Source organism: Pseudomonas kitaguniensis, from assembly GCF_009296165.1.
GTDB classification, from domain to species: domain Bacteria; phylum Pseudomonadota; class Gammaproteobacteria; order Pseudomonadales; family Pseudomonadaceae; genus Aquipseudomonas; species Aquipseudomonas kitaguniensis.
On sequence record NZ_VUAZ01000114.1, the window covers coordinates 64,404 to 80,245 of the forward strand.

At 59.3% G+C, this 15,842-nt stretch carries 15 protein-coding genes and 1 pseudogene; 7 read left to right on the plus strand and 9 right to left on the minus strand.

Annotated elements, in window-relative coordinates; genetic code table 11:
* Positions 1-89: 89 nt before the first annotated feature.
* From F0169_RS18760 to gcl, 4 genes are all read right to left on the minus strand, one after another.
* The gene (locus tag F0169_RS18760) at positions 90-914 is read right to left on the minus strand and encodes an ion transporter (protein ID WP_152747309.1); all 825 of its coding nucleotides are present in this window, start codon (positions 912-914) and stop codon (positions 90-92) included.
* 103 nt (positions 915-1,017) lie between these two features.
* Complete coding sequence (locus F0169_RS18765; RefSeq protein ID WP_152747310.1) at positions 1,018-1,908, minus strand: 2-hydroxy-3-oxopropionate reductase; 891 nt, start codon at positions 1,906-1,908, stop codon at positions 1,018-1,020.
* A gap of 19 nt (positions 1,909-1,927) precedes the next feature.
* Entirely contained in the window at positions 1,928-2,710 is a 783-nt protein-coding gene (gene hyi / locus F0169_RS18770) for a hydroxypyruvate isomerase (RefSeq protein WP_152747311.1), read from the minus strand.
* Between the two features lie 10 nt (positions 2,711-2,720).
* Positions 2,721-4,496: a glyoxylate carboligase gene (gene gcl, locus F0169_RS18775; RefSeq protein ID WP_152747312.1), complete on the minus strand. Its 1,776-nt coding sequence runs from the start codon at positions 4,494-4,496 to the stop codon at positions 2,721-2,723.
* Positions 4,497-4,734: 238 nt separating this feature from the next.
* Between gcl and F0169_RS18780 the strand changes: the two genes are divergently transcribed.
* On the plus strand, positions 4,735-5,175 hold the full coding sequence (locus F0169_RS18780) for a GlcG/HbpS family heme-binding protein (protein ID WP_152747313.1): 441 nt from the start codon (positions 4,735-4,737) through the stop codon (positions 5,173-5,175).
* Between the two features lie 212 nt (positions 5,176-5,387).
* On the plus strand, positions 5,388-5,846 hold the full coding sequence (locus F0169_RS18785) for an REP-associated tyrosine transposase (protein ID WP_122251111.1): 459 nt from the start codon (positions 5,388-5,390) through the stop codon (positions 5,844-5,846).
* 135 nt (positions 5,847-5,981) lie between these two features.
* Here the strand turns inward: F0169_RS18785 and F0169_RS18790 are convergent, their stop codons facing one another.
* A complete protein-coding gene (locus tag F0169_RS18790) occupies positions 5,982-6,587 on the minus strand; it encodes a TetR/AcrR family transcriptional regulator (RefSeq protein ID WP_152747314.1) in 606 nt (201 codons plus the stop codon).
* A 134-nt stretch (positions 6,588-6,721) separates the two neighbouring features.
* Between F0169_RS18790 and F0169_RS18795 the strand changes: the two genes are divergently transcribed.
* On the plus strand, positions 6,722-7,636 hold the full coding sequence (locus F0169_RS18795) for a DUF808 domain-containing protein (RefSeq protein WP_152747315.1): 915 nt from the start codon (positions 6,722-6,724) through the stop codon (positions 7,634-7,636).
* An 80-nt stretch (positions 7,637-7,716) separates the two neighbouring features.
* Here the strand turns inward: F0169_RS18795 and F0169_RS18800 are convergent, their stop codons facing one another.
* A complete protein-coding gene (locus F0169_RS18800; RefSeq protein WP_172979483.1) occupies positions 7,717-8,505 on the minus strand; it encodes an MlaA family lipoprotein in 789 nt (262 codons plus the stop codon).
* On the minus strand, positions 8,498-9,796 hold the full coding sequence (locus F0169_RS18805) for a serine/threonine protein kinase (RefSeq protein WP_152747316.1): 1,299 nt from the start codon (positions 9,794-9,796) through the stop codon (positions 8,498-8,500). Before F0169_RS18805 ends, F0169_RS18800 begins: the two co-directional genes overlap by 8 nt.
* Positions 9,797-10,031: 235 nt before the next feature.
* Here F0169_RS18805 and F0169_RS18810 point away from each other — a divergent pair, with 235 nt between their 5' ends.
* A complete protein-coding gene (locus tag F0169_RS18810; protein ID WP_122251039.1) occupies positions 10,032-10,400 on the plus strand; it encodes a hypothetical protein in 369 nt (122 codons plus the stop codon).
* Positions 10,401-10,497: 97 nt separating this feature from the next.
* Here F0169_RS18810 and F0169_RS18815 read toward each other — a convergent pair whose 3' ends face one another.
* Entirely contained in the window at positions 10,498-12,051 is a 1,554-nt protein-coding gene (locus F0169_RS18815) for a glycoside hydrolase family 17 protein (protein WP_152747317.1), read from the minus strand.
* Between the two features lie 333 nt (positions 12,052-12,384).
* On the opposite strand from F0169_RS18815, the gene F0169_RS18820 reads away from it, so the two are divergent.
* From F0169_RS18820 to F0169_RS18830, 3 genes are all read left to right on the plus strand, one after another.
* A complete protein-coding gene (locus F0169_RS18820; RefSeq protein WP_058411725.1) occupies positions 12,385-13,236 on the plus strand; it encodes a glycine betaine ABC transporter substrate-binding protein in 852 nt (283 codons plus the stop codon).
* Positions 13,237-13,491: 255 nt separating this feature from the next.
* The gene (locus F0169_RS18825) at positions 13,492-13,803 is read left to right on the plus strand and encodes a DUF485 domain-containing protein (RefSeq protein ID WP_058411724.1); all 312 of its coding nucleotides are present in this window, start codon (positions 13,492-13,494) and stop codon (positions 13,801-13,803) included.
* Positions 13,800-15,458, plus strand: coding sequence for a cation acetate symporter (locus F0169_RS18830; RefSeq protein ID WP_152747318.1), 1,659 nt, complete (start codon positions 13,800-13,802; stop codon positions 15,456-15,458). The genes F0169_RS18825 and F0169_RS18830 overlap by 4 nt, the downstream gene beginning before the upstream one ends.
* A gap of 193 nt (positions 15,459-15,651) precedes the next feature.
* On the opposite strand, the pseudogene F0169_RS27935 reads toward F0169_RS18830, so the two are convergent.
* A pseudogene (locus F0169_RS27935) lies at positions 15,652-15,842 on the minus strand (helix-turn-helix domain-containing protein); the annotation flags it as partial.

A 15,842-nucleotide genomic window follows, 5' to 3' on the forward strand; every position in this document is an offset into this window, starting at 1 on the left:
TTCGAGAAGGTTGTCGATTGCGTGGGGGCAATTTGCCAGCGACTATAGCCGGGCCTGCATAGACGCTTAAAGATTAAAACGAACTGTGCTTATTCCAATTTTGCGAAAAGATTATTGCCGCAGCGTGAGCAAAACGCCGCGTTGGGCTCATGGTTGTTCTTTTTGCACACCGGGCAGTCGTGCTGCAGTTGTTCGCCGCGCATCGCGCTCGCCAGTTCGGCGGTGAATATGCCAGTAGGCACGGCGATGATCGAATAGCCGGTGATCATCACCAGCGACGAAATCACCTGGCCCAGCGGGGTTTTCGGCACGATGTCGCCAAAGCCTACGGTGGTCAGCGTGACGATGGCCCAATAGATGCCCTTGGGAATACTGGTAAACCCGTGTGCCGGGCCTTCAATCACGTACATCAGGGTGCCGAATACGGTCACCAGGGTGCACACGCTGACCAGGAACACCACGATCTTCTGCTTGCTGCCGCGCAGCGCCGCCATCAGGTAATTGGCTTGTTTGAGATACGGGCTGAGCTTGAGCACACGGAAAATTCGCAGCATCCGAATGATGCGGATGATCAGCAGGTACTGCGCGTCGCTGTAATACAGCGCGAGGATACCGGGCACGATGGCAAGCAAATCCACCAGCCCATAAAAGCTGAAGGCGTAGCGCAACGGTTTAGGCGAGCAATACAGGCGCAACCCGTACTCGATGGCAAAAATGATGGTGAAGCCCCACTCGATGTAGGCCAGCACGTTCGCGTAGTTGTCGTGGACGGTTTGGATGCTGTCGAGGATTACGATCACCAGGCTTGCGAGGATGATCAGTAACAGGGTGCTGTCGAAGCGCCGCCCGGCGGCAGTATCGCTCTGGAATACCATGACGTAGAGCCGCTGACGCCAGTCGTTGTTGCTGCGCATAAATCCCGCCCGAATCGAATGTCGAGCAAGCCTAGGGGGATTCGAACGGGCTGTCCACGCGGGCTGCCACGTCGACAGCCAAACAGGACCCAATGTGGGAGGGTTATTGATCGCGAATCGAAAAATTCGCCATATGCTCCAGCCCCTTGATCAGCGCGGAATGGTCCCAGTTGCCGCCGCCAATCGCCGCGCAGGTGCTGAACACTTGCTGGGTGCTGGCGGTGTTCGGCAAATTGATCCCCAGTTCCTTGGCGCCAGCCAATGCCAGGTTCAAGTCCTTCTGGTGCAGGTTGATACGAAAGCCCGGGTCGAAGGTGCCGTTGATCATGCGCTCGCCGTGTACGTCGAGGATCTTCGACGAAGCGAAGCCGCCCATCAGCGCTTCACGCACCTTGGCCGGGTCGGCGCCGTTCTTCGCGGCGAACAACAGCGCTTCGGCGACTGCCTGAATGTTCAGTGCGACGATGATTTGGTTGGCGACCTTGGCGGTCTGCCCGTCGCCATTGCCGCCGACCAGGGTGATGTTTTTGCCCATACTTTGAAACAGCGGCAGGGCGCGTTCAAACGTCTGCGGCGTGCCCCCGACCATGATGCTCAAGGTGCCGGCCCTGGCGCCGACTTCACCACCGGACACCGGCGCATCCAGGTACTGCGCGCCGGTTTGGATGATTCTGGCGGCAAATGTTTTGGTGGCGGTGGGCGAGATCGAACTCATGTCGATCACCACCTTGTTCGGTGCCAGGCCTGCGGCCACACCCTCTGCGCGGAACAGCACGTCATCGACCTGCGGGGTGTCGGGCACCATCACAATGATGAACTCGGCTTGCTGCGCGACCTGCTGTGGGCTGGCCAGCGCCACGGCGCCAGCATCAAGCAATGCTTGCGCAGCCTTGCCGTGGTGTTCGGACAGAAACAGTTGGTGACCGGCTTTTTGCAGGTTCGCCGCCATGGGTTCGCCCATGATTCCGGTGCCGATAAATCCGATGTTAGCCATGTTCAATATCCTCGTGGGTCTACTGTGGGAGGTGGCTGTTGAGCCAACCCAAACCGGCTTCGGTGGTGGTCAACGGCTTGTATTCACAGCCGACCCAGCCGGCATAACCGATGCGGTCCAAATGGTTGAACAGGAAGCGGTAGTTGATCTCGCCAGTGCCTGGCTCATTGCGCCCTGGGTTGTCGGCCAGTTGAATGTGGTTGATCGCGCCCAAATGCGCCGCCAGGGTGCGGGCCAGGTCGCCTTCCATGATTTGCATGTGATAGATGTCGTATTGCAGGAACAGGTTGGTGCTGCCGACCTGTTCGCGAATTGCCAGGGCTTGCGCGGTGTTGTTCAGATAAAAGCCCGGAATATCGCGGGTGTTGATCATCTCCATCACCAGCTTGATGCCCGCTGCTTGCAGCGCGTGCGCAGCATATTTGAGGTTGGCGACGAAGGTTTTTTGCAGGGTTGCGTCATCCACATCGGCGGGACGAATGCCCGCCAGGCAGTTGATCTGCGTATTGCCCAGCACGTGCGCGTAGGCGATGGCCAGCGTGACCCCGGCGCGGAATTCCTCGACGCGGTCGGGGTGGCACGCCAGGCCGCGTTCGCCTTTGGCCCAGTCACCGGCCGGCAAGTTGAACAGCACTTGCGTCAGGCCGTTGGCGTCCAGTTGTGCTTTGATCTCGGCGGAGCTGAATTCATACGGGAACAGGTATTCGACACCTTCGAAACCTGCGTCGGCGGCCGCTTTGAAACGGGCAAGAAAGTCCTGTTCGGTAAACAGCATGGACAGGTTGGCGGCAAAGCGCGGCATAGGGCTCTCCTTAATCGAGCAGTGAAATGGCAGTGGGCGCGTCGTTGCCCACCAGCGCCAGGTCTTCAAATTCGTTGACGGCGTTGATCTCGGTGCCCATCGAAATATTGGTCACGCGCTCCAGAATAATCTCTACGATCACCGGAACCTTGAATTCTTCGAGCATGTGCTGAGCCTTGCGCAACGCCGGTGCGATCTCGCCCGGCTCGAACACACGCAGCGCCCTGCAGCCGAGGCCTTCGGCGACCGCCACGTGGTCCACGCCATAGCCATTCATTTGCGGCGCGTTGAGGTTGTCGAACGCCAACTGCACGCAGTAGTCCATTGCAAACCCGCGCTGGGCCTGGCGGATCAGCCCAAGGTATGCATTGTTCACCACCACATGGATGTACGGCAGCTTGAACTGCGCGCCCACGGCCAGTTCTTCGATCATGAACTGGAAGTCATAGTCGCCCGACAGCGCGACCACTTGGCGCGTCGGGTCGGCCTTGACCACGCCGAGCGCCGCGGGAATGGTCCAGCCCAACGGCCCGGCCTGGCCGCAGTTGATCCAGTGTCGGGGCTTGTACACATGCAGAAACTGCGCGCCGGCAATCTGCGACAGGCCAATGGTGCTGACGTAGCAGGTGTCTTTGCCGAAGACCTGGTTCATCTCTTCGTACACCCGTTGCGGCTTGACCGGCACGTTGTCGAAGTGGGTCTTGCGCTGCAGCGTCGCTTTGCGCTGCTGGCAGTCATGCAACCAGGCGCTGCGGTCCTTGAGTAAGCCTGCGGCTTTCCACTCGCGGGCCACCTCGATGAACATTGTCAGCGCGGCGCCAGCGTCGGAGACGATGCCCAAGTCCGGGGTAAATACGCGGCCAATCTGCGTCGGCTCGATGTCGACATGAATGAACCTTCGGCCTTCGGTGTACACCTCCACCGAACCGGTGTGGCGGTTGGCCCAACGGTTACCAATGCCCAGCACTACGTCCGACTTGAGCAATGTGGCGTTGCCGTACCGGTGCGAGGTTTGTAGCCCAACCATGCCCACCATCAGCGGGTGATCGTCGGGGATCGTGCCCCAGCCCATCAACGTTGGGATCACCGGTATGCCGGTCAATTCGGCGAACGCCAACAGCAGTTCGCTGGCGTCAGCATTGATCACGCCGCCGCCGCTCACCAGCAAGGGGCGTTCCGCCTGGTCCAGCAGCGTCAGGGCTTTTTCGACCTGAATGCGCGTGGCCAGTGGCTTGGCCAGGGGCAGCGGTTGGTAGGCGTCAATGTCGAATTCGATCTCGGCCATCTGCACGTCGAATGGCAAGTCGATCAGCACCGGGCCGGGGCGGCCGGAGCGCATTTCATAGAAGGCTTTCTGGAACGCGTACGGCACTTGGCCGGGCTCCATCACCATGCTCGCCCATTTGGTCACCGGCTTGACGATGCTGGTGATGTCGACGGCCTGGAAGTCTTCTTTGTGCAGCCGCGCCCGCGGCGCTTGCCCGGTGATGCACAGGATAGGAATCGAGTCGGCCCACGCGCTGTAAAGACCCGTGACCATGTCGGTGCCCGCCGGGCCTGACGTGCCGATGCACACGCCGATATTACCGGCCTTGGTGCGCGTATAGCCCTCGGCCATGTGCGAGGCGCCTTCAACGTGGCGAGCAAGCACGTGATCGATGCCACCGACCTTTTGCAATGCCGAATACAGCGGGTTGATTGCGGCGCCCGGGATGCCGAAGGCGGTATCGACACCTTCACGCCGCATCACCAGGACGGCGGCCTCGATTGCTCTCATTTTGGTCATTGTATTGGCGCCTCGTTGTTTTTGTAATTGTATACAATATTTTCTCTATGGAGTGTATTCATCGGCGGAGGCGCAGGTCAATCCATTTTATTTAAAGGTGTCTGCGTGAGATACAGGGTGATTTAAGCTATTTTGTAAAGAGTTTTGGCCGATATAAGAAAATATCGTATACAAAAAATAAAAATATTGTGTTCTATTTATTGGGTTGAGTATCTCCATAAAAATCAGGACCACACCCATGAGCGCTTTAACCTTGACACTCGCCACCCACCTGACCAGTCAGGCCCTTACCGCAGGGCGTAGTTTTTCAGCTGCACCGCTGACCATTGCAGTACTCGACAGTGGCGGGCACTTGATCACCTTGCAACGCGAAGACGGTGCCAGCCTGCTGCGCCCGCACATCGCCATCGGCAAGGCCTGGGGCGCGATTGCGTTGGGCAAGGGCTCGCGACTGCTGGCACTCGACGCGCAGCAACGCCCGGCGTTTATCGCGGCGCTCAACAGCCTGGGGCAGGGCAGCGTGGTGCCTGCGCCGGGAGGGGTGTTGATTCGGGACCAGGACGGCCGGGTGCTGGGCGCGATGGGAATCAGCGGGGACACGTCGGATATTGACGAGCAGTGCGCGATCACAGCGATCGAGGGGGTGGGGTTGTTGGCGGATGCCGGGCTGCCGGTCTGATGGTTGGGTGAATGGCAGGGCCTCATCGCGAGCAAGCCCGCTCCCACAGTGGATCAGCGTCGGACACACAATGTATGAACACTGCAGCCCACTGTGGGAGCGGGCTTGCTCGCGATAGCACGCGTTCAGACACATCCTGCCCAAAGCCCGTAGATCAACCTCAGGTTCCCTCATCTAGCCTCTCAGAACACCCACTGAAGAGAGGCCAAGGAATGGCTGACCTCCCCGCTTCACACCGCCTGCGTATTGGCCGGTTCAGCGAACACAACCGCACCTACCTCATCACGACCAACCTCCACGAAAGGGTGCCGATATTCACTGATTTTCATCTCGGTCGATTAGTGGTCTCTCAATTTCGAATCGCTCAACATCAAGGGCTGGCCCACTCACTGGCGTGGGTCATCATGCCCGATCACTTCCACTGGCTGATCGAGCTACAAAAGGGCTCACTGAGCGACTTGATGTGCAAGGTGAAGTCCAAGAGCACACGAAGCGTGAACGGCGCCACAGGGCGTAAAGGTCGCCTGTGGCAAACCAGTTTTCATGACCGAGCACTGCGCAAGGAAGATGATCTGGTAAAAATGGCCAGGTACGTGGTGGCCAATCCATTGCGCGCCAGGCTGGTAAAGCGCATCGGCGACTATCCGCTATGGGACGCGGTTTGGGTGTAAAACAGAGACCGCGTTGCGCCCATCGCGAGCAAGCCCGCTCCCACAGTGGATTTGCAGTGTTCATACAATGTGTGTCTAACGCTGATCCACTGTGGGAGCGGGCTTGCTCGCGATTAGTGCAGGCAGCGCGGTCTATCAGTCCGGCTCACAGCCTTTGAGCACCAACCGGATAATCGTCTGCGCCGCCGCCTCGTAATCGGCTTCATCGAGCTTGGCCTTGCCGGTCACCGCGGAAATCTGCCAGTCAAAATCCGCGTAGGTCTGGGTCGCGGCCCAGATGCTGAACATCAAGTGATTGGGGTCAATCGCCGCGATCAGGCCGCGATCCACCCAGTGCTGGATGCAGTTGATGTTGTGTTTGGCTTGGGCGTTGAGCTGCTCGACCTGCTCGGCGCTCAAGTGCGGCGCGCCGTGCATGATTTCGCTGGCGAATACCTTGGAGGCAAACGGCAGGTCGCGCGAGATGCGGATTTTCGAGCGGATATAATTGCTCAACACCACCGAAGGCTCACCCGCAGGGTTAAACGGCGTGGACGCCGCCAGGATCGGCTCGATAATGCTTTCGAGCACCTCGCGGTAGAGGTTGTCTTTGGACTTGAAGTAGTAATAGACGTTGGGCTTGGGCAGCCCGGCCTTGGCGGCGATGTCGCTGGTTTTGGTCGCGGCGAAGCCCTTGTCGGCAAACTCCTCGCTGGCCGCCCGCAAAATCTTTTCTTTGTTGCGCTCGCGAATGGTGCTCATAGACCAGCAGTTTCCTTGCCAAGACAGGCGGTTGCGCATGGTAGCACCGGCTTTGCGCCAGCCTCAACAATGTGCCCGCAAAGCGCTGGGCCGCGCTATGCTCGCCCCCTCTCTCCCTAATGGAAGCCCGATTCATGGCAGGAAGCAGCTTGTTGGTTTTGATCGACGATATCGCCGCGGTACTCGACGACGTTGCACTGATGACAAAAGTGGCGGCAAAAAAGACCGCCGGTGTGCTGGGCGACGATCTTGCGCTTAACGCCCAGCAGGTTTCCGGAGTGCGTGCCGAACGCGAAATTCCGGTGGTGTGGGCGGTCGCCAAGGGCTCGTTTATCAACAAGCTGATTCTGGTGCCTACCGCTTTGTTGATCAGTGCGTTTGCACCGTGGGCGGTAACACCGCTGTTGATGCTCGGTGGGGCCTATTTGTGTTTCGAGGGCTTTGAAAAGCTCGCGCATAAATTCCTCCACAGCAAAACCGACGTCGAGGCCGAACATGCCGAGGTGGTGAAAGCTGTCGCCGACCCTGCGACCGACCTGGTGGCCTTCGAGAAGGATAAAATCAAGGGGGCGGTCCGTACGGACTTCATCCTCTCTGCCGAGATTATCGCCATCACGCTCGGCACCGTGGCTGATGCACCCCTGATGCAGCAGGTCATCGTGCTGTCTGGCATCGCGATTGTCATGACCATCGGCGTTTACGGCCTGGTGGCCGGTATCGTCAAGCTGGATGACTTGGGCCTGTGGCTGACCGAAAAACCAGGCCAAGCGGCGCGCAGCATCGGCGGGGCGATTTTGCGCATAGCGCCCTACATGATGAAAAGCTTGTCGGTGATTGGCACAGCGGCGATGTTTATGGTCGGCGGCGGCATTCTGACTCACGGTGTGCCGGTGGTGCATCACTGGATCGAGGCGGTAAGCCAGAGCACCGGTGGCTTGGCGTGGTTGATGCCTACGCTGCTCAATGCGGTGGCGGGGATAATTGCGGGGGCGATTGTGTTGGTCGTCGTTCAGGTAATTGGCAAGGTATGGCGAACTGCAAAGCGCTGACGGGTTCGCATCGTCGGCAGATAAAGTCGTCGCCATAAAAAAAGGCCATTCAATCGAATGGCCTTTTTTTGTCACGGTGGTTACTCGGCGATCTGCAACTTGCGCGACTCGGTGTAGATGTAGCGGACCTTCTCATACTCAAACGGCGAGTTCATCTGGCCGTAGCGGAAGCTGGTCTGGTAGCGCTTGTCGATCGCGCGCAGGGCCCAGATTTCCGGGTGGTTTTCGCTGACTTTTGACACGTTCAGGAAGTTGATCTGCGACTCTGCACTGTAATCGACGAGCAGGCCGCCGGTGTCGCGCAGGTTCGATGGGCCGAAGATCGGCAGCACCACGTAAGCGCCGCCGGGTACGCCGTAGAAACCCAGAGTTTGGCCGAAGTCTTCGCTCTGGCGCGGCAGGCCCATGGCGGTGGCCGGGTCCCACAGGCCGGCGATGCCGATAGTGGTGTTAAGCAACAGGCGCCCGGTGGTTTCCAGCGAGCGGTGGCCCTTGAGTTGCAACAGGCTGTTCACCAGGTTCGGCACGTCGCCCAAATTGTTGAAAAAGTTGCTCACGCCGGTGCGCAGGAAGCTCGGTGTGATATAGCGGTAACCATCCACCACTGGCAGGAACACCCACTGGTCGAAGCGGTAGTTGAAGTGGTACACGCGGCGGTTCCACGACTCCAGCGGGTCATACACGTTGAGCGCGGTCAGTGCCGAGCGCTCGAACTCGCGCTGGTCCAGGCCGGGGTTGAACTTGAGCTTGGTCAACGGCTCCTTGAAACCGTCGTTATCGACCTTGACCGGTTCGTGCGCCTTGCTGTTGTCGGCATTGGCGACGCCCGCACACATCAGGGCGGCGAGCAGCAGAAGATATTTAGCCACGGAAGAACTCCAGCATGGCGTCGGCGTTGACGCGGTAATTGAGGTTGCCGCAGTGGCCGCCCAGCGGGTAGACGGTCAAGCGATCGCCGAAGGTTTTACGCAGAAAACCCAAGTCGCCAGGGCCGAGGATTACGTCGTCGGCGTTGTGCATCACGGCGATTTTCGGGCTGGTGTGCAGGTAATCCTTGAGGGCATACAGGCTCACCTGATCGACCAGTTGCAGCAGGCTGCCGCCGTCGGAGCGCGCGCGCCACATCGGGATTACTTGTTCGGTCAGGTAGCAGTCGAAGTCACATTGCAGCGCGCGTTTGAGGAACGGCGTGAGGCTGGTGCCTTCGGTGATCGGGTATTTGGGCGGGATGATCAGGCCGCGACGGTTGATCAGGTCCGAAGTGAAGGCAATGTCGGCCGCCGAGAAGCGGAACGAAGTACCGATCAGCATGGCCATCTGTTCATTGGTCAGGTGCTGCTTGGAGTTCTGGAAGTCGTAGAGCAGGGCGTCGTTGAGGTCGATGTAACCCTTTTGCTGGAAGTAACGCGTCAGCTTGTTCAGCACCAGCTCATAAAAGGTGGTGGTGTTGTTGATGCCCTTGACCTCGGTTTGCACCAGCTTGTCGAGGTTGGTGATCGAGGTATAGAGGTTGACCGGCGGGTTCAGCAGCAACACTTTCTTGAAGTTGAAACTGCGACGGGTCTCGTCGAGTTTGCTCACAAACGCCGCGTCCAGAGCGCCCAGGCTGTAACCGGTGAGGTAGAAGTCGGTCACCGGCAGTGAGGCGTTCTGCGCGCGCACGGCTTGCATCACGCGGTACATGTCTTCGGCGTCTTCCTGGGTGATACCCGGCGTGGCGAAGCGCGAGGCGGCGCTGATGAAGTCGAAGCTGGTCGGCGACGACAGTTGCACCACGTGGTAGCCGGCCTGGTAATAGAGTTTTTTCAGGTATTCGTTGATGCTGCTATCAAACCGCGCACCGGTACCGGCGATCAGGAAGATCAGCGGCGCGGCGTGGTCTTGCTTGGCGATGCGGTAGGTGAGTTTTTTTACCGCCCAGAAGTTGTCCGGCAGGCTGAACTCGCGCTCGGGGCGCATGTTCAGCGTGTAGTCGGACTGGTTGATCTCGTCGTCCGTCGGCAATTTAGGCCGAAGGTCGGGCGGCGTGGTGGCGATGGTCGCTTCGAACGGGTTGGTCAAAGGGAAGCCATAGGTGGCTTGGTCTATATCGACGGCCAGTGCTGACGCACTCAAAAAAAGGCTGCCCAGTAAGGCAGCGCAGCGCAAGGAACGGAGCATGACTTAATCCCTAAGAGGAAACGTGCTGAATGAAGTTCGCAGGCTATGACCACCGCGTTGCCACCGAAGTGCCAGCTTTCGGCACGAAAAATCGGAAAATAACGTCGGAATCGGGGTAATAGTTGCGAGACGATACACTTTGTGACGCTTGGATGAATACTTATCTGTGCAGACACCTTGCTAAAGGCGGCCGTGGGATTAAGCTGAGCGCCGTTTTGCCTATCGGAGTGCCCCAATGTCCCGCCGCTTGCCGTTGATTTTGCTGCTTATTGCCCTGCCGTTATGGCTGGCCGCCAGTTATGGCGCACGTTACGGTTTTATGGAGGACAGCCAGTGGGTGGGCATCTGTGCCGATGATGCGAGCCGCTGGGAATGCCAACTGCGTTCAAGCCTTGGGCTGATGATTCACTTCAACGTGTTGGGCTGGGCTGCGTTGGCCACGTCGGTGCTCGCGTTTTTTGTGCCGGGCCGTGTGGGCTGGGGCTTGGCGGTACTGGGTTTGGTGTTCGGGTTGCCGGCGTTGGCGTTGTACAACACCACATTTGCGGTGTTTGCGGTGGTGATTGCGGGGTTGCGGTTGGTCAGGAAGCCGCGGGTTGCCTGACAGGGACAATCGCGAGCAAGCCCGCTCCCACAGTTGACCGAGTGCACACTCGGGAATGCATTCAAGTGTGGGAGCGGGCTTGCTCGCGATAGCGGTTCTAAACCTTGCGCACCCGTAAGCAACGCCACAACGCCACCACCATCAACCCGCTGACCAGCGCCCAACCCCACGCCTGCTGGTTCAGCAAGCCTTCACGGTAAAGCTGCGGCGCAATACCTGCGCCGATGATGAAGGTCAGCAGCGCAATCTCCCGACGTGGCCCGTGCACCGGGCGCACCAGGTACACCAGCGCCGGCAGCAGCAACGCGGCACTTGGGAAGCTGCGATAACGCGGGTCAAACACCAGCGCCAGCATCATCACTGCACCGGCAAACCCGGCGATTGCGACCAGCCAGCCCGCGCGCTGTTCAAGCCAGTTGAACGCGCGCTGGCGCCAACCTTCGCGGGCGCTCAATGCCAGTGCAGCATGCGCCAGCACCAACAGGTTCAACACCACCAGCAACCCGGCCCACACCCATTCATCGTTGGAGCGTGCGGTCACGCGGGTCAGTTCGGCCCAGGTGCCGATGGAGCAGGCTGCGACAGCGCCGAGCAATGGCAACAGCCACGCTGAGCGAGTGCTGCGCACGCGGCCACCGAGCACCAGGGTGCCGAGCAGGATGATTGCGCCGGTGCCCAACCACAGCGGCCAGTACGGCACATTGGTCACCGGGCCGGCGAGGATGCCCTTGTCCTGGCGGTCTGCATCAAACAAACCCCAATAGCCGCCGACCGCGCCTTCACTGGCGCGTTTCCACGGTTGGTCAAAGGCTTCGATCAGGTTGTAATGCCAGCCATTCGCTTCAGCCATGGCCACAAAGCCGCGCATGAACCTGGCTTCGTTGACCCGGCTCGGCACTGCGGTTTCGCGCTGGCGGCCTTCGCTGGGCCAGCCGGTCTCGCCGATCAGCACGTCTTTGGGCGCAAATTTGTTGCCGAAGGTCTGGCGTACGTCGCCCACATGCTTGAGCGCCTGGTCGATGCCCGACGGGTCATCTTCCCAGTAGGGCAGCAGGTGGATGGTCAAAAAGTCCACCGCCGGGGCGATTTCCGGGTGTTTCAGCCAGAACTCCCACACGTCGGCATAGGTGACCGGCTGCTTGATCTGGCTTTTGACCTTGTGAATCAACGTCACCAGTTGTTTGGCGGTGACTTCTTTGCGCAACAGGGCTTCGTTGCCGACGATGACCGCGGTCACCACGTCAGGGTTGGCGTTGGCGGAGACGATCAACAGGTCGACTTCCTTTTCGGTCATCACCGGGTCACTGCTGACCCAGGCGCCGATCATCAACTTCAACCCGTGCTTGCGCGCCAAGCCCGGCAAGGCTTCCAGGCCGGTCATCGAGTAGGTGCGGATGCATTCAAAGCGGGTCGCCAGCAGCGCCAGGTCGGCGTCCATGCGCTCGGGGCGCAGTGTGAACGGCTGGTCGAACGGCGACTGGTCCTTGTCGAACGGCGTATAAGAGGCGCACTGCATTTTGTGGCTGGCGCTGGCGACGTCCGGCAACACCACTGGCCGGCCGAGGCCATACCAATAGCCCACAAGGGCCAGCAAGCCGAGGATCAAGGCGAAACAATAGGGCAGGGCAGGGAAGCGTGCAGTCGCGGGCATGGTCGGCTTATCTGGAGGAGCAAAGGCGCGCATCTTACCCGGATTTAGCCGGTTCCAGTGGGGCTGCATGATTTTGACATGCAAAGTTCGGGCGGGATTCTGTTGCGATGGCCTGTAAATCGTCGCTGCTGGCGATGTGATGTCGTTACTGGCTGACCAGAGGTCGCAGTCAGAGCAGGACCAACGCCCCGGCAGGTTGATGATCAAAGAGTCAGCACGCAACTGATGCCGCCGCAACCGGATCGATGCGCGTGAAGGGTGCGCGGCGCACCACCGAACAACAGGTTGACGTCGCCCGGCATCCGTCGGGCGCAGAACTTTCGGGGAAGTAATATGAAGATGCGACGACTCTTGGGCGCAGCTGCCACTCTGGTAGTTGCGATGGGCTCCACACTGGCCAGCGCCGACAGCAAAACCCTGAGCATCGGCTATGTAGATGGCTGGTCCGACAGCGTTGCCACCACGCATGTGGCGGCAGAGGTGATCAAGCAAAAGCTCGGTTATGACGTGAAACTGCAAGCCGTGGCCACCGGGATCATGTGGCAGGGCGTGGCCACCGGCAAGCTCGACGCGATGCTCTCGGCCTGGCTGCCCGTGACCCACGGTGAGTACTGGGCCAAGAACAAGGACAAGGTGGTCGACTACGGCCCCAACTTCAAGGATGCGAAAATTGGCTTGATCGTGCCGGAGTACGTCAAAGCCAAGTCCATCGAAGACCTCAAGACCGACACCACCTTCAAGAACAAAATCGTCGGCATCGACGCCGGTTCAGGCGTAATGCTCAAGACCGACGAGGCGATCAAAGCCTACGGCCTGGACTACAAACTGCAAGCCAGCTCAGGCGCCGCGATGATCGCCGAACTGACCCGCGCCGAAGACAAGCAGGACTCCATTGCGGTGACCGGTTGGGTGCCCCACTGGATGTTCGCCAAGTGGAAACTGCGTTTCCTCGACGATCCAAAAGGCATTTATGGTGCTGCTGAAACCGTTAACAGCATTGGCAGCAAGGGCCTTGAGAAGAAAGCGCCGGAAGTCGTAGCCTTCCTGAAGAAATTCCAGTGGGCCTCCAAGGATGAAATCGGCGAAGTCATGCTCGCCATTCAAGACGGCGCCAAGCCTGAAGCCGCGGCCAAAGACTGGGTCGCCAAGCACCCTGAGCGTGTGGCCGAGTGGACCGCTAAATAACACGCCGATGTAACCCTGTGGGAGGGGGGGTGCTGACGATGGCGGTGCGTCAGTCAAAGATGTTTCAACTGGCACATCGCTATCGGTAGCAAGCCCCTCCCCACATTGAGTTTGACCTCCCCGCAAATGTTTCTGCGCTGCGCCAAACCCTCGCTACACTCCCTCTACTACTAAGGTCGTCTGGAACGTGTTCCGCAGCCGCATACAGTGGATACGTTCCAATAATAAAAAAGCTGTGCTGCGAGGATAAAAACAATGAACGACAGCATTTACCTCTCGATTCAAAACAGCCCGCGCTTCAAGGAGCTGGTGAAAAAAAGAGAACGGTTCGCCTGGATTCTCTCGGCGACCATGCTTGGGCTTTACTCCGCTTTCATTCTGTTAATTGCCTACGGGCCTCAAGTGCTGGGGGCCAAGCTCAGCCCTGGTTCGTCTGTTACCTGGGGCATCCCGATCGGGGTAGGGCTGATTGTTTCGGCCTTCATCCTCACCGGCATCTACGTACGACGCGCCAATGGCGAATTTGACGACCTGAACAATGCGATTCTCAAGGAGGCTGCGCAATGATCCGGCGTCTATTGGCGGTACTCGGCGCTTCGGTCTTTGCGCCCGCTGTTTGGGCGGCGGATGCATTGACCGGTGAAGTGCAAAAACAACCGTTGAACATTTCAGCGATCGTTATGTTCGTGGCCTTTGTCGGCGCGACCCTGTGCATCACTTACTGGGCGTCCAAGCGCAACAAGTCGGCGGCTGACTACTATGCAGCCGGCGGCAAGATCACCGGTTTCCAGAACGGCCTGGCGATTGCCGGCGACTATATGTCGGCGGCGTCTTTCCTGGGTATTTCCGCGCTGGTGTACACCTCCGGCTACGACGGCCTGATCTACTCGATCGGCTTTTTGGTGGGTTGGCCGATCATTCTGTTCCTGATCGCCGAGCGCCTGCGTAACCTGGGCAAGTACACGTTTGCCGACGTGGCCTCCTACCGTTTGGGGCAAACCCAGATCCGCAGCCTGTCGGCGTGTGGCTCGCTGGTGGTCGTGGCGTTCTACCTGATCGCGCAGATGGTCGGCGCGGGCAAGCTGATCCAACTGCTGTTCGGCCTGGACTACCACGTAGCGGTCATCCTGGTGGGCATCCTGATGTGCATGTACGTGCTGTTCGGCGGCATGCTGGCAACCACGTGGGTGCAGATCATCAAGGCAGTGCTGCTGCTGTCCGGTGCCTCGTTCATGGCGCTGATGGTGATGAAGCACGTCAACTTCGACTTCAACATGCTGTTTTCCGAGGCGATCAAGGTTCACCCTAAAGGTGAGGCGATCATGAGCCCCGGTGGCCTGGTGAAAGACCCGATTTCGGCATTCTCCTTAGGGCTTGCGCTGATGTTCGGTACCGCCGGCCTGCCGCACATCCTGATGCGCTTCTTCACCGTAAGCGACGCCAAGGAAGCGCGTAAGAGCGTGCTGTATGCCACAGGCTTCATCGGCTACTTCTACATCCTGACGTTTATCATCGGCTTTGGCGCGATCCTGCTGGTCAGCACCAACCCTGCGTTCAAGGATGCGGCTGGCGCGTTGCTCGGCGGTAACAACATGGCGGCGGTGCACCTGGCCGACGCGGTGGGCGGCAGTCTGTTCCTGGGCTTCATCTCGGCCGTGGCGTTTGCCACCATCCTCGCGGTGGTTGCCGGTTTGACCCTCGCCGGTGCTTCGGCGGTGTCGCATGACCTGTACGCCAGCGTGATCAAGAAAGGCAAGGCTAACGACAAGGATGAGATTCGCGTATCGAAGATCACTACCGTGGCCTTGGGTGTGTTGGCCATCGGCCTGGGTATCCTGTTCGAAAGCCAGAACATCGCGTTCATGGTTGGCCTGGCGTTCTCGATTGCTGCGAGCTGTAACTTCCCGGTGCTGCTGCTTTCCATGTACTGGAAAAACCTCACCACCCGTGGCGCGATGATTGGCGGCTGGTTGGGCTTGATCAGTGCCGTTGGCCTGATGGTGCTTGGCCCGACCATCTGGGTCTCGATCCTGCACCATGAAAAAGCCATCTTCCCGTACGAGTACCCGGCGCTGTTCTCGATGATCATTGCGTTCGTCGGCATCTGGTTCTTCTCCATCACCGACAAGTCGGCGGCGGCGGTGAAAGAGCGTGCGCTGTACTTCCCGCAGTTTGTGCGTTCGCAAACGGGGTTGGGGGCGAGTGGGGCGGTTAACCACTGACGGTTGTTGCTGAATAAAAATGCCCCGGTCAAAAGGCCGGGGCATTTTTTTGCCTGCAGAACTGCTATCGGGAGCAAGCCCCTCCCACATTTGACTGCATTCACAAGTTCAAATGTGCAAACCCAATCCAGTGTGGGAGGGGGCTTGCTCCCGATGGCGGCAGCCAGTCACCGCAGAACTCAGGGGTAACCCAAACCTGCTTGATCGACGCCAGATTCGCCTCGATCCAGCCCCGATCAATCGCGCCCCAGCTACGAATCCGATAGTGCCCCGCATGGTTGCGGGCGCCGTCTTCCTGCTCGAATTCGCACACAATATCCAGGTCGGCCAGTGCGCAATGGTGTCCTGCGCCGTGCGCCGGGCATGCCGGTGGCCTCAGTCAAC